At 66.6% G+C, this 20,907-nt stretch carries 19 protein-coding genes and 1 pseudogene; 2 read left to right on the top strand and 18 right to left on the bottom strand.

What is annotated here, in order from left to right; all coding sequences use genetic code 11:
- Positions 1–356, top strand: a pseudogene (locus ON44_RS12500) (NADPH:quinone reductase); the annotation flags it as partial.
- A 99-nt stretch (positions 357–455) separates the two neighbouring features.
- Here the strand turns inward: ON44_RS12500 and der are convergent.
- The 12 genes from der to steA form a co-directional block, all read right to left on the bottom strand.
- Positions 456–1,871 carry a ribosome biogenesis GTPase Der gene (gene der / locus ON44_RS12495; protein ID WP_040689378.1) on the bottom strand — a complete coding sequence of 472 codons (1,416 nt, stop codon included), beginning with the start codon at positions 1,869–1,871 and terminating at the stop codon, positions 456–458.
- A gap of 64 nt (positions 1,872–1,935) precedes the next feature.
- Positions 1,936–2,646, bottom strand: a complete 711-nt coding sequence (cmk, locus tag ON44_RS12490) for a (d)CMP kinase (protein ID WP_040689390.1) — start codon at positions 2,644–2,646, stop codon at positions 1,936–1,938.
- Between the two features lie 32 nt (positions 2,647–2,678).
- Positions 2,679–3,557, bottom strand: coding sequence for a pseudouridine synthase (locus ON44_RS52445; RefSeq protein WP_306306478.1), 879 nt, complete (start codon positions 3,555–3,557; stop codon positions 2,679–2,681).
- Positions 3,558–4,172: 615 nt separating this feature from the next.
- Positions 4,173–4,817 carry an SMC-Scp complex subunit ScpB gene (gene scpB, locus ON44_RS12475; RefSeq protein ID WP_040689387.1) on the bottom strand — a complete coding sequence of 215 codons (645 nt, stop codon included), beginning with the start codon at positions 4,815–4,817 and terminating at the stop codon, positions 4,173–4,175.
- An 818-nt stretch (positions 4,818–5,635) separates the two neighbouring features.
- Positions 5,636–6,439, bottom strand: coding sequence for a segregation and condensation protein A (locus ON44_RS12470; RefSeq protein WP_040689385.1), 804 nt, complete (start codon positions 6,437–6,439; stop codon positions 5,636–5,638).
- 170 nt (positions 6,440–6,609) lie between these two features.
- Positions 6,610–7,554 (bottom strand): ParA family protein, encoded by a 945-nt coding sequence (locus ON44_RS12465; protein ID WP_040689374.1) that lies wholly within the window; start codon positions 7,552–7,554, stop codon positions 6,610–6,612.
- A 226-nt stretch (positions 7,555–7,780) separates the two neighbouring features.
- A complete protein-coding gene (locus ON44_RS12455; protein ID WP_040689368.1) occupies positions 7,781–8,245 on the bottom strand; it encodes a cupin domain-containing protein in 465 nt (154 codons plus the stop codon).
- 109 nt (positions 8,246–8,354) lie between these two features.
- Entirely contained in the window at positions 8,355–9,305 is a 951-nt protein-coding gene (gene xerD, locus ON44_RS12450; protein ID WP_040689365.1) for a site-specific tyrosine recombinase XerD, read from the bottom strand.
- Between the two features lie 11 nt (positions 9,306–9,316).
- A complete protein-coding gene (locus ON44_RS12445; protein WP_040689364.1) occupies positions 9,317–9,976 on the bottom strand; it encodes an NUDIX domain-containing protein in 660 nt (219 codons plus the stop codon).
- Positions 9,977–11,698: a CTP synthase gene (gene pyrG / locus ON44_RS12440; RefSeq protein WP_040689361.1), complete on the bottom strand. Its 1,722-nt coding sequence runs from the start codon at positions 11,696–11,698 to the stop codon at positions 9,977–9,979.
- Positions 11,699–11,828: 130 nt separating this feature from the next.
- Entirely contained in the window at positions 11,829–12,776 is a 948-nt protein-coding gene (locus ON44_RS12435) for a copper transporter (protein ID WP_040689360.1), read from the bottom strand.
- Positions 12,773–13,987 (bottom strand): putative cytokinetic ring protein SteA, encoded by a 1,215-nt coding sequence (gene steA / locus ON44_RS12430; protein WP_040689358.1) that lies wholly within the window; start codon positions 13,985–13,987, stop codon positions 12,773–12,775. The genes ON44_RS12435 and steA overlap by 4 nt, the downstream gene beginning before the upstream one ends.
- Positions 13,988–14,146: 159 nt before the next feature.
- On the opposite strand from steA, the gene ON44_RS12425 reads away from it, so the two are divergent.
- Positions 14,147–14,566 (top strand): SRPBCC family protein, encoded by a 420-nt coding sequence (locus ON44_RS12425; protein ID WP_040689356.1) that lies wholly within the window; start codon positions 14,147–14,149, stop codon positions 14,564–14,566.
- Between the two features lie 4 nt (positions 14,567–14,570).
- Here the strand turns inward: ON44_RS12425 and recN are convergent, their stop codons facing one another.
- The 6 genes from recN to ON44_RS48140 form a co-directional block, all read right to left on the bottom strand.
- Entirely contained in the window at positions 14,571–16,340 is a 1,770-nt protein-coding gene (recN, locus tag ON44_RS12420; RefSeq protein ID WP_040689354.1) for a DNA repair protein RecN, read from the bottom strand.
- The gene (locus tag ON44_RS12415; protein WP_040689383.1) at positions 16,318–17,310 is read right to left on the bottom strand and encodes an NAD kinase; all 993 of its coding nucleotides are present in this window, start codon (positions 17,308–17,310) and stop codon (positions 16,318–16,320) included. The genes recN and ON44_RS12415 overlap by 23 nt, the downstream gene beginning before the upstream one ends.
- Positions 17,307–18,128, bottom strand: a complete 822-nt coding sequence (locus ON44_RS12410) for a TlyA family RNA methyltransferase (protein ID WP_040689353.1) — start codon at positions 18,126–18,128, stop codon at positions 17,307–17,309. Before ON44_RS12410 ends, ON44_RS12415 begins: the two co-directional genes overlap by 4 nt.
- Position 18,129: 1 nt before the next feature.
- Positions 18,130–18,432 (bottom strand): hypothetical protein, encoded by a 303-nt coding sequence (locus ON44_RS12405; RefSeq protein ID WP_245567120.1) that lies wholly within the window; start codon positions 18,430–18,432, stop codon positions 18,130–18,132.
- A gap of 13 nt (positions 18,433–18,445) precedes the next feature.
- A complete protein-coding gene (locus ON44_RS12400; RefSeq protein ID WP_040689350.1) occupies positions 18,446–19,342 on the bottom strand; it encodes an HAD-IIA family hydrolase in 897 nt (298 codons plus the stop codon).
- A 461-nt stretch (positions 19,343–19,803) separates the two neighbouring features.
- Positions 19,804–20,907: tetratricopeptide repeat protein (locus ON44_RS48140; protein ID WP_245567119.1), on the bottom strand; the 1,104-nt coding region annotated here is incomplete at its 5' end.

The following is a 20,907-nucleotide window of genomic DNA, read 5'->3' as shown; positions in this document are numbered from 1 at the left end:
ACGAGGCCGATATCGCGGCCGTCGCGGCCCGGGCACTCACCGAAAACGCCCATGCCGGAGCCACTTACACGCTGACCGGGCCGGAAGTACGCACCCGGGCCGAGCAGGTCCGGATCATCGGCGAAGTGCTCGGACGTCCCTTGCGCTGGGTCGAACTCACCCGCGACGAGGCCAGACAGCGCCTACTCGACGACACCACTTTCCCCGACTCCTTCGTCGACGTCCTCCTCGACGGCTATACCGAAATGCTGGCCGCACCCCGCCCCGAAATCACCACAACCGTCGCCGATATCACCGGCCGCCCGGCGCATTCCCTGGCCGAGTGGGTATCCGATCACCTCGCCGACTTCCGCTGACCTCCGATCGAACCGGCGCGAGGCCGACGAACGGTACCGGTGATGTGCCAAAAAGAAAACGGACGCCGTTGCTGGGCAGCGGCGTCCGTTCTGTACGGCCTACTTCCTGCGTTCCCGCTTCTCACGCACACGCACCGAAATACGAACCGGAGAACCATCGAAGCCGAACTCCTCACGCAGACGACGCTCCAGGAACCGGCGGTAGCCCGCCTCCAAGAACCCCGTCGTGAAGAGCACGAAGGTCGGCGGCCGGGTGGTGGCCTGCGTGGCGAACAGAACGCGCGGCAACCGGCCACCGCGCATCGGCGGCGGCGTCGCCGCGATGACTTCCTTGAGCCAGTTGTTCAGCCGACCGGTGGGGATGCGCTTGTCCCAGGATTCCAGCGCGGTTTCCATTGCGGGAACGAGCTTTTGGACGGCACGACCGGTTTGCGCGGAGATATTGACGCGCTGTGCCCACGGCACCCGGACCATATCGCGGTCGACTTCCTTGTCGAGCTGCAGGCGACGGTCCTCGTCGACCAGATCCCACTTGTTGAAGGCCAGCACGAGCGCGCGACCGGAGTCGGCGACCATGCTGATCACCCGCAGGTCCTGTTCGGTGATCGGCTCGGAGGCGTCGATCAGCATGATCGCGACCTCGGAGGCCTCCAACGCCGCCTTGGTGCGCAGCGACGCGTAGAACTCCATACCGCTGGCATGGGAGACCTTGCGACGCAGACCCGCGGTATCGACGAATTTCCAGATCTTGCCGCCCAATTCGACCAGCGAATCGACCGGGTCGACGGTCGTGCCCGCGACATCGTGCACGACCGAACGCTCATCACCGGCGAGTTTGTTGAGCAGGCTGGACTTGCCGACGTTGGGCTTGCCGACCAGCGAGACCCGGCGCGGGCCGGTGCCGCCGGTGCCCTCACGCGGGGTTTCCGGGAGGACTTCCAGGACATCGTCGAGCAGGTCACCGGTGCCGCGGCCGTGCGCGGCGCTGACCATGCGCGGCTCACCGAGACCGAGCGACCACAGCGCGGCGGCCTCGGCCTCGACGCGTTCGTCGTCGACCTTATTGGCGACCAGGATCACCGGAATCTTGGAACGGCGCAGCTTCTTCACCGCGGCCTCATCGGTTGCCGTCGCACCGACCACGGCGTCGACCACCAGCAGGATCGCGTCGGCGGTCTCCATGGCCAGTTCGGCCTGGCGGGCGACCGACTGCTGCAGGCCCTTGGCATCGGGCTCCCAGCCACCGGTGTCCTGCACCAGGAAACGGCGCCCCGCCCAGTTCGCCTCATAGGAAATGCGGTCGCGGGTCACGCCGGGAATGTCCTCGACGACGGCTTCACGACGGCCGAGGATACGGTTCACCAGGGTCGATTTGCCGACATTCGGGCGGCCGACGACCGCCACCGTCGGCATCGCGAGGTGTTCGTCCTCGCCGAACTCACTATCGAGATCGGCTACCTCCCAATCGGATTCGTCACTCCAGACGCCATCCCCCGCGAGAACGTCTTCACTCATGACTGCGCCTCGCCTGCGCTCGGCACCGTCAAGGCTGTGTCTTCGGTTCGCTCGCTACGCTCGCTCACGCTGTCCTACCTGTCCGGCCGATCGAAACCTGCCGCACCACAACGCGATACAGCTCGTCGATGACCTCATCCATATTCAGTTCGCTGGTGTCGACCTGCACCGCGTCATCGGCCGGACGCAGTGGGGACACCGTGCGAGTGGAGTCGAGGGTGTCGCGACGCTCAACGTCGGCGAGTACGCCCTCGTAGTCGTCGCCGCGGCCTTCGGCGATGTTCTGCTGATTGCGCCGCTGCGCGCGGGCCTCGGCGGAGGCGGTGAGATAGATCTTGGCGTCGGCATCCGGCAGCACGACGGTACCGATATCGCGCCCCTCGACCACTATTCGCTGTGCGGCGGAAGCGATTTCACGCTGCAGCGCGACGAGCAGCTCGCGCACCTCGGCCACGGCGGACACCGCGGACACCGCCCTGGTGACGGCATTGCCGCGGATCTCGGAGGAGACGTCCTCACCGTCGAGCAGGATCAGCTCACGGCTGGGGTCGGTACCGATGGTCAGTGGCAGTTCCTTCACCGCGGCACCGATCGCTGCCGAATCGGTCAACTCGACACCGGCGCGCAGCACCCGCAGCGTCGCAACGCGGTACATCGCGCCGGTGTCGAGGTAGCTGGCGTCGAGCCGGGTGGCCAGTCGCCGCGACACACTGGACTTGCCCGTGCCCGAAGGCCCGTCCATGGCAACGACCAGCGGCGTGGTGCCTTCAACCATCGCAGGGACCTCCACGGGAATCTCTACACCGTTCACAACGACACCGCCTCGTAAAGTTTGCCGACTTCATCGCGGCCGATCACGCGCAGCGTGCCGGGCCGCTGGTCGCCCAGCGCGACCGGACCGATATTGGTGCGCACCAACCGCGTCACCGGATGACCGACCGCGTCGAGCAGCCGGCGCACGATGTGCTTGCGCCCTTCGTGCAACACGATCTTGACCAGCGAACGTCCCTCGCCCAACTCGAGCACCTGGAACATGTCGACCTTGGCCGGACCGTCTTCGAGTTCGACACCGTCGCGCAGGCGCTTACCGACCGACTTGTGGACCTCACCGTTCACCGTCGCCAGATAGGTCTTCGGGACCTGGAACGACGGGTGCATGAGCCGGTGCGCGAGGTCGCCGTCATTGGTGAGCAGTAGCAGCCCCTCGGTGTCGGCATCCAACCTGCCGACGTGGAACAGGCGCTGACCGGCCGCGATGCGTTCGGCGACGATATCGCCGACGCACGGGCGGCCCAGATCGTCGGACATCGTGGACTGCCAGCCCTTGGGCTTGTTCAGCGCGATATGGACCAGTTCCTCGCGCACCATCACGCGGGTGCCGTCGACGCGGACCACGGCATGCTGCGGATCGATCCGCAGGCCCTGCTCGGTGACAATGGCGCCGTCGACCTCGACCCGCCCCTGGGCGATCATCTCCTCGGCGGCGCGGCGCGATGCCACACCGGCCTTGGCGAGAACCTTCTGCAGCCGCTCGCCCTCGCCCCACGGCAACTTCTCGTGGCCACCCTCGGCGGGCTGATCGACGTGCTGTTTCTTGGCGGGCTTGGCGTTGCTCAGCAGCGGGGCGGCGACGACCTTCTTCTGCGGCTTCGGATTCTTCGGCTTCTTGCCGATGGGGGTGGACATCGCGGCCGACGTTGTGCGGCGCGACGGATTGCCTTGCTGCGCAGCACCTCCCGGCGCGTAGCCGCGCGAACCGGCGGTACGCGGGGCCGAACCGCCTTGTGCGCCAGCGCGATAGCCGTCGCCGCGCGAACCACGATGATCGGAACCGCCCTGCGACGAACCACGCCGATCGGAACCGCGCTCAGCGGAACCGCGATAACCGCTATCGCCCTGGGCAGAACCGCGATAACCGCCGCCCTGCGACGAACCACGCCGATCCGAACCACGCTCAGCAGAACCACGATAACCACTGTCGCCCTGGGCAGAACCGCGATAACCGCCGCCCTGCGACGAACCACGCCGATCCGAACCACGCTCAGCAGAACCACGATAACCGCTATCGCCCTGCGACGAACCGCGGTACCCACGATCGCCGCCTTCTGAACTCCCCCGATAACCCCCTTGCGAGGAGCCGCGCTCGGAACCGCCCCATGCGGCCCCGCGCTGTGTGCTTCCCCGTTGCGCCGAACGCGTATCGCGTGCGTTTCGGCCTGCGCCGCCCCTGGTGGGCTGGTCGCTTCTGGTCCTACGATCCGGTGTGCCATCTCGGCGAGCGGGCGTATTCATATTGTCCTGTCAGTCTTCGGTACCGAGATCCAAATCGGTCTCGGCGGATTTCTTCAACCTGGTGTAACGGGGGTCCGTGTCCAGGCTCTCGTTGATCTCGTCGATCAGGTCGACGCCCGGCAGCAGGGGCGCCAGTGGCGGCAGATCAGACAGCGATGCGAGTCCGATCCGCTCCAGGAACAGTTCGGTCGTGCAGTACTGCGTGCCGTTCGTTTCCGGGTCGACCCCGGCCTCGGCGATCAATCCGCGAGCCAGCAGGGTTCGCATCACACCGTCGACGTTCACGCCGCGCACCGCGCTGACCCTGGTCCGGGTCACCGGTTGGCGGTATGCCACCACCGCCAATGTTTCCAAAGCGGCCCTGGTCAATTTCGACCGGGCGCCGTCGAGCAGCATCCGTTCCACATACGGCGCGTACTCGCTGCGAGTATAGAAGCGCCACCCGTCACCCACGAAACGCAGATCGATGCCACTGGCCCGCGCGGACAGTTCCGCCGCCATTTCGTGCAGCGCACGCTCCACCCGCGCCGGTTTGTCCTGCAACGCGTCTGCCAGCAGTTCTACCGGGGCCGGAGCGTCCACAATGAGCAGCAGCGCCTCCAACGCCGACCGGAATTCATCGTCATCCAGCGGTTCGGGCGTGAACTCCGCCACTTCGTCATCGGAACCAGCGGCGGCATCTTTTTTGTTCTTCGTCGCACGTGCGGTCTTCGTCGCACTTACGGCCGCCTCGCCGCCACCACTGCCCAGCCGCGTCTCACTGGGTCCTCCGCCCTCGGTACTCGGCGATGCCTGCTCGCTGATGCTCGACTCGGCCGTGCCCGACGAATCCGCGTCGACGATTGGACTGCTCACAGCCTCCGTCGCACTTGCGGAAGTGGCCTCGTCCCTACCGCCCCCCAGCTGCGTCTTGCTCGGTCCTCCAGCAACGCCGTCACCATCCCCAGTGCTCGGCGGCATCTGCTCGCTGACGCTCGGCCGGGCCGTGCCCGCGGAATCGGCGTCGACGATTGGACTGCTCACGGCCTCGGTCGCCGCTGCCGAAGCTGCGGACTCCTCGCCCCCACCGCTCGTCGGCGGCGTATCAGTGCGCCCTGCGACGCCATCAACTCCGCCCGATGCCTGCTCGCTGACGGTCGGCACGACCGCGCTCGAGGAATCCTGGTCGACAATTCGGCTGCTTACAGCCGCCGTTCCCGGGGCGACCGAGATCGCCGCATCCCCGGCATCGTCACCGCTCGAGATCGCCGCATTGCCGTCGGATCCCGGCACGCTCACGTCCGCGACATCTTCGATCCGCTCATCACTCGACGATGCCGCCTCGTCGCCCGATTCCGCCGCGCTCACGTCCAACGCATCGCCGATCCGCGCGATCACTGCACGGTCACCACCGTCGACCTGCTCGCCCGCCACCCCGGTGTCATGCTCGATGCCGTTGTGCTCGAGGGGTGTCGCATCGTCGGTGCGCTCACTCACCCGTAGTCCTCCTCGATGGTCACGGTGTCGGCGGTCTCGTCCTTGGGGTCGCCGGTCCAGCTGATCGAGAGCGGGCCGAGCGGGTCGGGCTGGTCGAACTCGATCGTCTTGCCCCGGTACAGCTCGAGCAGTGCCAGGAAGCGGGCGACGATCTGGATCGGCACATCACAGTCGGCTACCAGTTCACCGAAGGTCGTCCAGCCGCCCGGTCCGCGCAGTTTGAGCTGTTCGAGCACGAGCGCGGCCTGTTCGGCGACCGAGAAGGCGTGCTGGTGCAGGTGGTCGAGACCAACCCGCGGCGCCGGCCGAGGCCGGAAGGCAGTCGCGGCGATCGCGGCGAACTGGTTTGCGTCAACTCCCAGCGTAACCTCGGGCAGCAGGTCGGCGTAGCGCTCCTCCAGCCCGACCGCGCGCGGGTACCGCCGCAACGCGACCGCCTCCAGTTCCCCGAGCAGTTCGGCGACCTGTTTGAACGCGCGGTACTGCAGCAGCCGGGCGAAGAGCAGATCGCGTGCATCGAGCAGTTCGAGATCCTCGGCGTCGGTCACCTCACCAGATGGCAGCAGTCGCGCCGCCTTGAGATCCAGCAATGTCGCCGCGACGACAAGGAATTCGGTGGTCTGATCCAGGATCTTGTCCGCACGCAACGCCTGCTGCCCGATGCTGGCGGTCAAAGCCTTTGTGTAGGCAATGAATTCGTCGGTCACCTGATGCAACGCGACCTCGGTGACATCGAGCTTGCGCGAACTGATCAGATTCAGCAGCAGATCGAACGGTCCCTGGAAGTTGCTCAGCCGCAGCTGGAACCCGGAGGTCTGGGCCGTCGGCTCGCTCTCGCCGCCGGGTCTGGCCGGCGGATCGTCCGCTGCCGACGCGGCACGCCCGGCGTCAGAGTCCCGATCGACGAACTCATCAGACTCCGAGCCGAGCGTATCCGTGTTCGTCGATGGCGCCGGTTCCGTACCGCCGATCACCGGCCGGACCGGTGGATGACTTCCCGCGCCATCGCCCGATATGCTTCGGCCCCACTGGATTTCGGTGCCCAGGTGGTGATGGGTTCACCCGCGACGCTGGCGTCCGGAAAACGTACGGTGCGCGCGATCGCCGTGTCGTACACCAGGTCGCCGAACACTTCGACGACGCGCGCCATGACCTGACGCGAATGTAGTAGCCGCGCATCGAACATGGTGACAACGATGCCGTACAGGCTCAGGCGCGGGTTCAAGCGGTCCCGCACCTTCTCCACGGTGTCGTTGAGCAGAGCAAGTCCGCGCAGCGAAAAGTACTCGCATTCCATCGGAATGATCACACCATCGGAACAGGCCAGCGCATTCACCGTGAGCAGGCCGAGCGACGGCTGGCAATCGATGAGGATGTAGTCATAGCGATCGCGCACCGATTCCAGTGCGCGGCCCAGCGTCTGCTCCCGGCCGACCTCGTTGACCAGCTGGATTTCCGCGGCCGACAGATCGATATTGCTCGGCAGCAGATCCAGATTCTCGACGCGGGTCGCCATCAGAACATCGTCGATCGAGACCTTGGATCCGATGAGCAGGTTGTGCACGGTCAGATCGAGATCGTGGTGGGCCACACCCAATCCCGCCGACAGCGCACCCTGCGGATCCAGATCCACCAACAGCACCCGCCGACCGAACTCCGCGAGCGCGGCGCCCAGATTGATGGTCGAGGTGGTCTTGCCGACGCCCCCCTTCTGATTGCACATCGCGACGATCAGCGCATCACCGTGGTTTTCGACCGGCGGCGGGTCGGGCACGACACGCAGCGGGCGTCCGGTCGGGCCGAGCGTCGCATCGTCGGGGACGGGTTCGGCGCCTTCGCCCCACAGCGTTTCCGCCGCGGCCGCCGAGTACGGACCCGTCCGGGGACCCGTAAGCGGCTGCGCCCCAGCACTCATCGGCGGCTCTGCCGCACCCGCTGTCGTCACGATCCGCTGCTCCTTATACGTTCCTGCCCGTTGCCTTCGCCCGACTCCGGCATCATCTGCCCGAGCGTAGCGAGGCCGATCAGCCCCGACCTCGCTTTCGTACGGTCCAGCTCTCGATAGACGCTACCGCTTGACAGCGCAAGACCCACGCTCGGACACGCGACACCCGCGTTTACCTGCGCAGGCGTCCACTCCCCTACCGCCAATCCGGTCCACCGTCGAAATGGACGTCGAATCGATCGTGGAGCTCATCCATGCTGTCCCAATCCGCCTCACCCCGAGCGATACGACCGAGCTGCCGGAAGTACTCGAACCGGACGATACCCGGTGTGAGTACCGCGAAGAACTCCGCGGGACCGTCCGCGGACGCCCCGAAGGCATGGACAGTACCCGGCGGAACCACCACCAGACCACCCTTGGCGACCGCATGCCGTTCGCCGTCGACGAGGAATTCCATGGTCCCGTCCAGGACGTAGAAGATTTCCGTGGACTTCGTGTGATGGTGCGGTCTGGTCCCATCCGCGCCCGCCTGCAGGACGAGCCGATTCGCGCCGAACAGCCCATCGGTGTTCTCGCTGTCCTCGAGCAACTGGAACGATCCGCCAGCGGGCAGCGCCACCGCCTCGACATCGCGCTCCTGAACGATGAAAGCCTTTGCCATCCAACTCACCTCACGTCGGTACGCCGAGACCATCCGATCCCGACATACCGACACAACCGGACCATGGTCCCATTTCTTCCGCGTCCTGCGGGCAAGCCAAACGGCAGACTCAGCGGGCGCGGGGGTGAGCTGTTGCCCAAACCTCACGAAGCGTGTTCACCGTCACCAAGGTGTAGATCTGCGTGGTCGTCACCGAGGCATGTCCCAGAAGTTCCTGGACCACACGCACATCCGCACCCCCATCGAGCAAATGCGTTGCGAAGGAATGGCGCAGCGTATGCGGCGAAACGGTAGCCCCGATGCCCGCCCGCTCGGCGGCGGTCTGCAACACCTGCCAGGCACTCTGCCGCGACAACCGACCACCGCGGGCATTCAGAAACAGCGCGCCTGCAGTGCCTTTCCCGTTCGCGGCGAGCACCGGCCTCCCCCGCACCAGATAGGCGTCGACAGCCGCCAGCGCGGGCCTGCCGATCGGAACCATACGCTGCTTGCCGCCCTTGCCGTGCAACACAACAGCGCGTTCCTCGGTATCGAGATCGTCCACATCGAGCCCGACCATCTCCGAAATCCGCGCCCCGGTCGAATACAGCAGCTCGAGCAGCGCCCGGTCGCGCAATCCGCGCGGCCCGCCATCGGTTCCGGCCCCATTCGCATCATCGATCGGCCCGCCGCCAGCCGCCTCCAGCAATCGCAATACCTGGTCGTACGGCAGCGCTTTCGGCAATCGCCGTCCGGGCGTCGGCGGCTTCACCGCATGCGCGACATCGGTACTCGTCATACCTTCTGCCGCGGCGAAGCGATGCAGCCCGCGCACGGCGATCAGCGCACGAGCGACCGAACTCGCGGCCAGGGGTGGGTACGTCTCCCCACCCGCCCGCAGCACCATCGTGAACTCCGCGACGTCGGATTCGCAGACCTGCTCGAGCGCTGTAATCCCGCGCCCGGTCAGGAAATCCCGATACCGGTCGAGATCGCGACGGTATGCACCGAGGGTGTTGCGGGCGGCGCCGCGCTCGACCGCAAGATGATCGAGGTAGGCGTCCACCTCCCGCGCGAGCACCGCCCTACCCGTCAGTCTTCGGACTGCCGCTGCGCCTTGCGACGCAGGAATGCGGTGGGCTGCCCCGGCCATGGCGCGTCGGCCGGACGCAACTGCACACCACCCGCCCTGGCGGCCGTGAGCGCGAGCAGACCGGCGACGGCCGTGGCATTGACGATCTCACCGGCCAATGCGGCCCGCACGGCCTCATCCACCGGCAGGCGGACCAATTCCAGGTCCGCCTCCTCCAATTCCGGCTCCGGCCGGTCGGTTTCGTACAGCCCCCGCGCGGTATACACCCGCAGCGCCTCATCGGTGAATCCGGGCGAAAGCGCGACATCCACCAGTACCGACCATTCCCTGGCGGCAAGTCCGGTCTCCTCGGCCAACTCGCGCTTGGCCGCTGCCAGCGGATCCTCGCCGGGCACATCGAGCAGTCCGGCGGGCAGCTCGAGCAGCCGCCGACCGATCGGATGCCGATACTGCCTGACCAGCACCACATTGTCGGCATCATCGATGGCCGCGACCGCAACCGCCGCATGATGTTCGATTACCTCGCGCTCGACGACGCGTCCGCCCGGCATTGCCACCTGGTCGAGCCGCAAGGCGAGGATGGCACCGCTGTACATGGTCTTGCTCGCCACGGTCTCGAAGTCGTGGCTGCCCGGCTGGGCTCCCCCGGTCTCACTCATCTACGACACCTGATCTGCGTTCGCGAACTCTTCGTCCGGGATATCGACCGGAAGCCGCTCGGCCAGTTTATATTTCAGCGCCGCCGCGATCAGCGCCGCGAACAGTGGATGCGGGCGAGTCGGGCGGCTCTTGAGCTCCGGATGCGCCTGGGTGGCCACGAAGAACGGGTGCTTATCCGCGGGCAGCTCGACAAATTCGACCAGATGCCCGTCGGGGGAGGTACCGCTGAATTTCAAACCGCTGGTGGCGATCTTGTCACGGTAGGCGTTGTTCACCTCGTAGCGATGCCGGTGCCGCTCGGAGACCTGGTCGGTGCCGTAGGCCTGCGCGACCACCGAACCCTTCTGCAGCGTCGCCGGGTAGGCGCCGAGGCGCATGGTGCCGCCGAGATCGGCCTCACCGGCCACGATCTCCTTCTGATCGGCCATGGTGGAAATCACCGGATGCGGTGTATCCGGCTCGAATTCGGCCGAATTGGCCTCGGCCAGACCGACCGAACGCGCGGCCTCGATGACCACACACTGCAGGCCCAGGCACAGACCGAGCAGCGGAAGCCCCCTGGTCCGCGCATATTTGATGGCGCCGACTTTGCCCTCGATGCCACGGATACCGAACCCGCCCGGAATCAGCACCGCGTCCACATCGCGCAGCGCGGCCTGCGCACCCGCCGGGGTCTCGCATTCATCCGACTGCACCCAGCGGATGTTCACCTTGGCCCGCGAAGCGAATCCACCCGCACGCAACGCCTCTGTCACCGACAGATACGCATCGGGCAGATCAACGTACTTGCCGACGAGTGCGACCTCGACCGTCTCCCGCGGCTGATGCACCCGATCCAGCAGGTCGCCCCACACCGTCCAGTCCACATCGCGGAACGGCAGCCCGAGCCTGCGCACCACATAGGCATCCAGGCCCTCACGGTGCAGCACCTTGGGAATGTCGTAAATCGAGGGCGCGTCCGGCGTAGAGATGCAGGCGTCCACATCGACGTCGCACATCAGCGCGATCTTGCTTTTGAGCGCCTGGGGCACCTCACGATCGCAACGCAGGATCAGCGCGTCGGGCTGGATACCGATATTGCGCAGCGCGGCCACCGAGTGCTGGGTCGGCTTGGTCTTGAGCTCACCCGATGGCGCGAGGTAGGGCACCAGCGATACGTGCAGGAAGAACACATTGTCCCGGCCCACATCGTGGCGGATCTGGCGCGCGGCCTCGAGGAAGGGCTGCGATTCGATATCGCCGACGGTGCCACCGATTTCGGTGATCACCACATCGGGCACCTGCCCCTGCAGATCCGGCCCCTGCATCGCCAGGATGCGACTCTTGATCTCGTCGGTGATGTGCGGGATCACCTGCACTGTGTCACCGAGGTATTCGCCGCGACGCTCCTTGGCGATCACCGACGAATAGATTTGCCCGGTAGTCACATTCGCGTCCCGGGACAGGTCCCGATCGAGGAACCGCTCGTAGTGGCCGACATCGAGATCGGTCTCCGCGCCGTCCTCGGTGACGAACACTTCTCCGTGCTGGAACGGATTCATGGTGCCCGGATCGACGTTCAAGTACGGGTCGAGTTTCTGCATGGTCACCCGCAGTCCGCGCGCGGTCAGCAGCTGACCGAGGCTGGAGGCGGTAAGACCCTTACCCAATGAGGAGGCGACACCACCGCTGACGAAGATGTGCTTCGTGGCCGTTCGCGCCTGATTCCGTGTATGACCCACGGGTCTTCACGGTAACACGAAATTGCTGGCCTGATCACACGCCACACACGTTTGCCACCGAGTCGCTGCGATCGATCGGATCCGCACCGTGCGCCATGTTCGCAGCACGGGGCATCGCGGGTCGGGCGGGTCAGCTCGAGGGCAGTGCGACGAGTGTGAGGGAGGTCGCCTTGGTGCCGGTTCCGTATCGGCCCGCGCCGCCGTTGAGCTGCTCGCTCAGGCCGAGCACGGTGGTGACGCGGCCGATATCGCGGTCGAGATTGTCGACGGTGGTGACGGCGGTGGCGAGCGCGGTATCGGAACGAATGATCGCGATCGGGCCCGGATTGTCGGCGGCGCCGGATCGGCCCGCCAGCACCGCCCCCGCACCGCGACCACGCAGGGCGCCGGCGAACCGGGCGATATTGCTGCCCTGACTGTTCTCGCTGGACTTCGCGCCATCGCCGGTGACGACGACGGCGAGGTTCGCGGCCTGCGTCGGAGTGTCGCCGTAGGCGAGGAAACCGCCGCCGCGCAAGGTCTCCAGCACCAGGCTCAACTCCTGCGGGGTGCTGCGCGGTTGCGCGCTCGCGGGATCGAGCAGCAGCACCAGGCCGAGCAGATCGCCCGCCATACTGCCCTGATCCACCTGGCCGGTGCGCAGCTGCGCGCCCGCGGGGATGACATTGGTGACCGCGGTGCGCATCCGGTCGCCCTCGGCGGCGTCGAGGAAGGCGTCGTTGAGTACGATGCGACCGGTCACGGTGGCGCCCGAGGTTTCCAGATCCTTCGCGACGGCCTCGACATCGGCGGGTTCGGCATCGGGGGTCGTGAACACCACAACGCTGCGGTCGGTGAGCGTGCCGCCGACGATCCGTCCCGCGGATCCGGCGATGAACCGGTCCGCGGCATTCATTTCGTCGCCGAACCGCCGGTTCTGATCGGTGGCCACATCGAGCTGTTTGCGCAGATCTGTCTTATCCGCGCGCAATCCGGACAGCAGGTCCGCCGCCACGGTCTGCGACCCGAGCACCACGCCCAAGGCGAGGGCCAGGAAGATCGCGACAATCGAAACCGCGTGCTGCCGAATCGAAATCATAGGTTCCCTCCCGCACCGGCTAGGCCTTCGGCCCACAGCGTGAAGCGGTTCCAGGTATCAGCGGCCCAATCCAGCGCCTCGGTCCCCATATTCGAGGCGAGCATGGCCACGATCACCGCGACCAGGGCGGCGAGTACGACCATCGCGATGGCGGTGCCGGACACCCGGTTGCGGTAGAGCGTGGCGACGGCCTTGGCATCCATGAGTTTGACGCCGATTTTCAGCCGGGTGAGGAAGGTCGCCGGATTGCTGTCGCGGCGGCCGCGGTCGAAGAAATCGTCCAGCGAGGCGGCGGCGCCGGCGGTCACGATCAGCGATGCGCCGTGGTGGTGGGCCAGCAGCAGGGCCAGGTCGGAGGGTGCGCCGGACGACGGGAAGGTTGTCGCACCGATGCCGAGATCCTGGATGCGTTCCAACCCCTTGGCGTGGCCGTCGGTATCGGCGGGCAGGATCATCTCGGCACCGGATTTCAATGTGGCGGTGGTGATTTCATCCGGGTCGCCCACGATCAGATCGGGGCGGTAGCCCTGCTTCATCAAGGTGTCCGCACCGCGTCCGACGCCGACCATGATCGGCGCGTACTCCTTGATGAAGGGCTTCAGTCGCTTGAGATCGTCGGCGTGGTCCGGGCCGTCGGCGACCACCACCACATGCGAATTCTTCATATCGAGCTCGAGCTCCGGCACCCCGATACCGTCGATGAGCAACGCACTCTCGGTGCGAATGAATTCGATGGTGTTGCCCGCGAAGGCCTCCAGATGATCGGCGAGACCGTTGCGCGCATCGATCATTCGCTCGGCGATATCGGATGCGGTCAGCTCGATGCCTGTGACCAAGACCTCGGGCTCCTTCTTGACCAGCTTGTCGGAGTAGACGACGCCCTCATCGATGCGGACCTTGGTGCCGTCCTTGATCCGGAAGGCATCCGAACTCACGGTGTCCAGCAGCAGAATTCCGTTGGCGACCAGCACTTCCGGCCCCAGATTGGGGTAACGGCCCGAGATCGATGGCGAAGTATTCACCACCGCGACCACACCCGCCTCGATCAACCGATCGGCGGTGAGCCGATCCAGATCCATCTCATCGAGTATTACGACATCACCGGGCCCGACCCGCTTCAGCAGACGCCTGGTGTTGCGGTCAACCCGAGCTGTCCCGGTCAGCCCGGGCAGCGCTTCGGTGCTCTTCGACAACAACGCCAACATCCTCATGGGGCCGATCCTGGCCGCAAACCCTCAACCATTGATGGAGGCGCGCCGAATCACCTGTCACATTCGTCACTGTGATAACACGAACACCACGCCGCGCCGATAGCGCGCCAACAAGTACCCGTATGCTGCGGGTCACAGATATCCCGAATAGGAGTCACCATGGTCAGCAGTACCGTCGACGCCGTGATCGCGGCACCGCGCGATGTCGTCTACAAGTTCTTCACCGAGCGGGATGGCATCAACCCGTACATCCCGGTCGACTTCACCCTGAAGACTCCCGGCTCGCCCACCCCGACGGGCGTCGGCGCGCAGTACTTCATCGGGAAGGCCGGCGTCGGCATCGTCGAGGAGACCACCAAGCTGGTCCCCGGCGAGCTCATGGAATACAAGATCATCAAGGGTGCGCCGGTGAAGCGGCATGTCGGCACCATCACCTTCACCGACACCGATAACGGCACCCTGGTCTCCTACACGATGGAGTCCGAACCCAGCCTTCCCGTCCCGGCGAAGGTCCTGGAATTCGGCCTGAAGAACCTCATCAACCAGTTCATCAAGGGCGCCCAAAAAGCCCTGCGCTGAATCGTCAGGCGAGGGCGCGTTCGGCGCGGGCGGTTGCGAGCAATTCTTCGGCGTGGGCTCGGCCGGTTTCGGTGTCATCGAGACCGGCCAGCATGCGAGCCAATTCGATGACGCGCTCATCCTTGGTCAATGCCCGGACGCCGCTGTTCACCTTGCCCTTGCCGTCATCGGACTTGTCCACCACCAGATGAGTGTCGGCGAATGCCGCGACCTGCGGCAAGTGGGTCACCACAATCACCTGATGGGTGCGCGCGAGCCGAGCCAGTCGGCGGCCGATCTCGACCGCGGCCCGGCCGCCGACACCGGCATCGACCTCGTCGAACACCATGGTCGCGCCGTGATCCGAACTGGCGAGCACCACTTCGAGAGCCAGCATCACGCGCGACAGCTCACCACCGGACGCGCTCTTGCTCAACGGCAATGACTGCGCGCCCGAATGCGCGGACAGCCGGAATTCCACCTCGTCGACACCGGTCGAACCCGCGTGCAATTCCTGCCCGTCCACGATCAGCGGCGCGGAATCCTGCGGGCTCGCGGGCACCGGCCGCACCACGACCTCGAGCTTCGCCTTACCCATCGCGAGCCCACCGAGTTCGGCGCTCACCGCCGAGGCGAGCTTGCCCGCCGACTTGGTGCGCGCCACAGTCAATTTGCGTGCCGCTTCACGAACGCGTTCCGCGGCGACATCCACCTCCGCCGCCAGCGCGGCCAGCGCCTCTTCGGAGACATCCAGTGAGCCGAGACGCGTGCGCGCCTCATCCGCCCACGCGATGACCCCGTCGATATCCGGTGCGTACTTGCGGGTCAGCGATTTCAACTCGGCCTGCCGGGTGAGCAGCGAATCCAATGCGCCCGGGTCCGAAGGCAGATCCGAAAGATAGCCACTGAGCTCGGTGGTGAGATCGACGACCACCGCGATGGCCTCACCGAGCCGCGGCCCGAGTGCGGTCAGCGCCGGATCGTGGGCCGATTCGATACGGGCACGCGCGGCGCCGAGCAATTCCAGTGCGCCCGAACCGTCTTCGGGCGAATCGGCGGGACCGGCCAAGGCATCGTGCGCGATCGCAGCGGCCTCACGCAGCGAATCCAGATCGCTGAGCCTGCGCACCTCGTCCACGATGCGCTCGTCTTCACCGGGTTCCGGTGCGATGGTATCGATTTCGGACAGCGAATGCTTCAGCCGGTCGGCCTCCAGCGCGAGTTCTCTACTGCGCGCGGTACGTTCGAGCAGCTCGGTGCGGGCATCGAGCCAGGATCGCCGCTGCACCTGGTACTTGCGCAGCAGCGAACCGACCGTATCGGCGGCGAACTGATCCAGTGCGGACAGCTGCTGATCCGGACGCTGCAGGCGCAGCTGATCGTTCTGACCGTGCACGGTCAGCAACGGCGCGGTGAAATCAGCGAGGACAGAGGCGGGTACGCCGCGCCCACCCAGATGCGCGCGGGAGCGTCCGTCACTGCCGACGGTGCGGATCGCGATGATGCTGCCGTCGTCATCGCGTTCGGCCGCAGCCGATTCCAGAACTTCCTGCACTTGCTTCTGCGCGGTGGTGTTCACCTCGTCGACGGTGAACCGCCCCTCGACCACGGCCCGGTCCGCACCCAACCGGACACGGCCCGCATCGGCCCGCGCCCCGCTGAGCAGGTGCAGACTGGTCACCACCATGGTCTTACCGGCGCCGGTCTCACCGGTCAGAACCGTCAGCCCCTCATGGAATTGCGCGGTGGCCGTGGATATGACGCCAAGCCCGTCAATCCTGATCTCTGTCAGCACGTGTGATCTCCGTTCGCCGTCGGCCACGCCAGCCTGTCACGGGCAATTGGAATTTGCGCACCATCCGGTCGGCGAACGGTGCGGAATCCAACCGCACCCACCGCACCGGTTCGGCGCCGCGGACCGCCTCGAGCCGGCCGCCCTTCGGCAATGCCAGGGTGCGCCTGCCATCCAGGAAAACTATCGCATCGTGGCCCGCCGCAACGGATTCGACGGCGATCCTGGACTCCGGACTGGTCACCAGCGGCCGCGCGAACAGGGCGTGCGCATTGCTCGGAATCACCAGCAGCGCTTCGAGTTCCGGCCACACCACCGGGCCGCCCGCGGAGAACGCGTAGGCAGTCGATCCGGTCGGTGTGGAGATGAGGATGCCATCACAGCCGAATTGCGAAACCGGACGCCCGTCGACCTCCAGGACCACCTCCAGCACACCCATGCGCGAGGCGTTCTCGATGCTGGCTTCATTGAGCGCCCAACCGGTTTCGACGATCTCGTCGTCCACCCGGACATTCACGTCGATGGTCATCCGATGTTCGAGGCGGTAGTCGCCGCGGACCACGCTCGCCAATGCCTCATCGAGGTGTTCGGCCTCGGCCTCGGTAAGAAAACCGATGCGGCCCAGGTTGATTCCGAGCACCGGCACCCCCGCTGGCCTGGCCAATTCGGCCGCGCGCAGGAAAGTGCCGTCACCACCGAGCGAAAGCACCATCTCGCAGCCGACCGCCGCGTCCGGGCAGTGCTCGACCACGCGCGCCGGATATCCGCCCGGTTCCGCGACGGCCGTCCCGCCCCGGGTGTCGGGCTCACAGTCGAATCGGGTGCTGTCCGCCTCGTCCGCGAGCACGCGCAGCCCGATGCCCGCGTCCGCGAAAATCTTCGCGACACGATGAGCGGTTTCGATGATCTCCGCCCGGCCCGGATGCGAAACCAGCAGAATCTCTCTGGATTCGGCCGGCGTCAGCGCGTTCACTGTGGACCCTCCTCAACCGCACGTTCGACGAGGGCCGCGACCTGCTCGCCGTCGTACTCGAACTGCCCGTCTTTACGCAGCCACACAAAGTATTCGACATTGCCCGATGGGCCGGGCAGCGGGCTGGCCACCACCCCGACGGTGCGCAAGCCCAATTCGGCGGCCGCCGCCGCGACATCACGCACCACTTCCGCGCGCAATGCGGGATCACGCACCACACCGCCGGAGCCTACTCGCTCCTTGCCCACCTCGAACTGGGGTTTGACCATAGGCAACAGGTCGGCACCCGGCGCGGAGCAGGCCGCGAGAGCGGGCAGCACCAGATTCAGTGAGATGAACGACAGATCGCCGACAACCAGTTCGACGGTGCCGCCGATGGATTCGGGGGTGATGGCGCGGACATTGGTGCGGTCGAAAACCCGCACTCTGTCGTCGTTCTGCAGCCGCCAGATCAGCTGGCCGTAGCCGACATCGACAGCGACGACCTCACGCGCCTGCCTGGAGAGCAGTACGTCGGTGAAGCCACCGGTCGACGCACCGGCATCCAGGCAGCGCTTCCCTCCGACGGTCAGCCCCTGGGGCTCGAATGCTTCGAGCGCGCCGAGCAGCTTGTGCGCACCACGCGAGGCCCACGACACCTCGTCGGGCTCCTCGCGCACGACCAACGGCGTGCCGGTCTCCACGGCGGTCGCCGGCTTCACGGCGACCGTTCCAGCAATCAGGACGCGGCCCGCACCGATCAGCTCGACCGCATGTTCACGCGATCGCGCCAATCCGCGGCGAACCAGTTCGGCGTCCACCCGCGCGCGCCTGGCCACCTCAGATCTTGTCCACCGTGGCCAGTGCCTGTACGAGCACCTCATGCGCCTGTTCCAGGATGCGGGCGCGCCGAGTGATATCGGCGCCGGAATCGGAACCCGTCGGCGGGGGCGCCGCCAGGCCGGTCCAGGCCGGACGCGCGTCGAGTTCGGCGAGCAGACCGTCGATCTCGGCGCGGATCCGCTCGGGGTCGGCAGGCTCCGGGCGTCCCTGTGCACCCGGCAGATGCTGGCCGGGCAGCGGTGGCCCGGGGCGCGGTCCGTTCGAGCCGGGTCCGTTGAGGCGTGGCATCGGAGTAGTCATCGTGGGGTCAACGCTATCGGATTTCCGAACCTGACGCCCGCACCCTTACGGCTCGTCCCGGGTTACCGCGTAACCGTTCCGCCAAGTCGTCGGCGAGGTCGGTCGCCTCGTCCTCGACCGGCGGATGATTCAGTGCGTCCAGTGACTCCGAGACGTAGGTCGGGATCAGGTCCGCCGGGGCGTCGCGTAGTTCGTCGAGGGTGCTCACGCCGGTCAGGACCAGCAGCGATTCGAGGCCCACGCGGTTGGCGCCCTCGATATCGGTGTCCAGGCGGTCGCCCACGACCAGCGCGCTACGCGTTCCGGCGCGCACCAGCGCGTCCTCCAGTAGTGGCGCATAGGGTTTGCCCGCCACAACAGGCTCTCTACCGGACGCGGCACGCAGTGCCGCGACCATGGCGCCGTTGCCGGGCGCGAGGCCACGCTCGTTCGGCAGCGTCTTATCGGTATTGGCGGCAACCCACAGTGCGTCCGCGCTCAGCGCGTAGGCCGCCTCGGCCAGATCCGGCCAGGCGGTTTCGGGTGAATGTCCTTGTACAACAGCAACCGGCGCGGCGCCGTTGAAGCGCCGGATCGAACGCAGCCCGACCGCCTCGACCTCCTTGGCCAGGTCATCGGTGCCAACGATCAACACCGTGGCCCCGGAATCGAGCCGCTCGGCCAACAACCGTGCCGCCGCCTGCGCACTGGTCACGACATCATCGGTTTCCGCCGCGAACCCGAGTTCGGCCAAATGCCGCGCGACCACATCCGGACCGCGACTCGCATTATTCGTGACATACACAAGCCGCTGTGCCGCAACGGAATCCGCCAGCGCCTCCGGCGCGCCCTCGATCACTTCCGGCCCGCGATACAGCGTGCCGTCCAGATCCAGCAGCAGGGCTTGATACCGCTCTCGTAGCCGCTTCACACCACTCTCACTCCATGTAACCGACCGACACCTTCCCGAACCCTACGCCAATCCGCCGACAGGAAAATGACGGCATCGACCGACCGTATGCCGCAAGCCCATTTCGAGCGCACACTCGAATTTGCCAGCGCGACGTGCCACCTCGCACGGCCAGCGCGTTGCGCGACACCACCCACCTGTTTCCGCGACTCGGAGCCGACTTCGATGGACGTTAGGGGCTACCGAGACCGCGTTCGCAGTCGGCCGCGACGACGCGCAGACCAGAACCGGCGGACACTGGGCGGGCCGTGCACAATCCAGAAGCCACGCCTTCACTGGATAGGCCCAACGCGAGACTGTGCCGCTGTTTCCGACAAGCCCCGGGCACCTGCGCCCGCATTCCATGCCCTGCTGACAGGCTGGCTGACCGCCCTGCACGTGCGACCTGAGTCGACGAATTCTTCGGCGTCGGGTCCGAGCCGCTAGAGCTCGGCGTCGCCGGTTAGTTCCTCGGCGCGTTCCTCGGCGTCGGTTTCACCATCGAGGTCGGCGGAGGCGGCGTTGAGGAACCAGGTGAGTCCCTCGGCCGTGCGGCCCGCCGCGACCAGGGCGTCGGCATAAGCGTAGAAGAGGCGGGCGGCGGCGGAGCCGGTGCGGGAGGGGTCGAGTTCCGAGGTTTGCAGGGTGACCACGGCCTGGTCGTACTGGCCGAGGTCCATGCGGGCGCCGGCGACCACAATGCGGAGTTCGGTGGCCTCATCACCGCGCAGGGCGCGGGCCTCGTCGCTGCGGCCCAGTTCGATGGCGCGTTCGGGGCGGCCGAGGCCGCGTTCGCAGTCGGCCATGACGGCGAGCAGACCGGAACCGCCGGACATCCGGCGGGCCGTGCGCAATTCGGAGAGGGCCTCGGCCCACTCGCCCGCGTGATACGCGGTGACGCCCGCGGTTTCGCGGACCACGGCAATGCGGCCGGCGCGTTGGCGGGCGGCCCGTGCATGAGCCAAAGCGAGACGCGGATCGTCGTCGATGAGTCGGGCCGCCATCACGAGATGCCGGGCGACCGTTTCGGCATTGCTCTTGTCCAGACTCAGCAGGTCGCGACGCACCTCGGTTTCGAGGTCGGCGGCCTGGACGTCATCGGGCAGATCCGGCTCTTCGGGACGCGCCGCGCGTCGATCAGCCGAACCGCCCCCGGCACGCGCGCCCTCGCCGCCACGTCGGCGATCCTGTGTGTCGTCGCCACGGGTCCAGCCACCGCGCTGACCGGAGTCACCGCCACGGTTGAAACCGCCACGCTGTCCGGTGTCATCGCGTCGCTTGAACCCGGTGCCTTCGTTCACGTCGCCGCGCTGACTCGAGTCGCCACCACGCTTGAAACCACCGCGCTCACCGCTGCCACCACGGCTGACGCCGCCGCGCTCTCCCGAGTCACCACGGCGGAAACCACCGCGGTCGGTCGAGTCACCACGGTTGAAACCGCCGCGATCGCTCGAACCGCCGCGGCTGAAGCCACCGCGATCGCCAGTACCACGGCTGGAACCGCCACGGTCACCAGAATCATTGCGGCCGAAGCCACTTCGATCGCC

The sequence above is a fragment of the Nocardia vinacea NBRC 16497 genome, from assembly GCF_000308835.1.
In the GTDB taxonomy this organism is placed as follows: domain Bacteria; phylum Actinomycetota; class Actinomycetes; order Mycobacteriales; family Mycobacteriaceae; genus Nocardia; species Nocardia vinacea.
The sequence above is the reverse complement of the archived record's forward strand: the minus strand, read 5'-3'. Positions and strand labels throughout refer to the sequence as shown.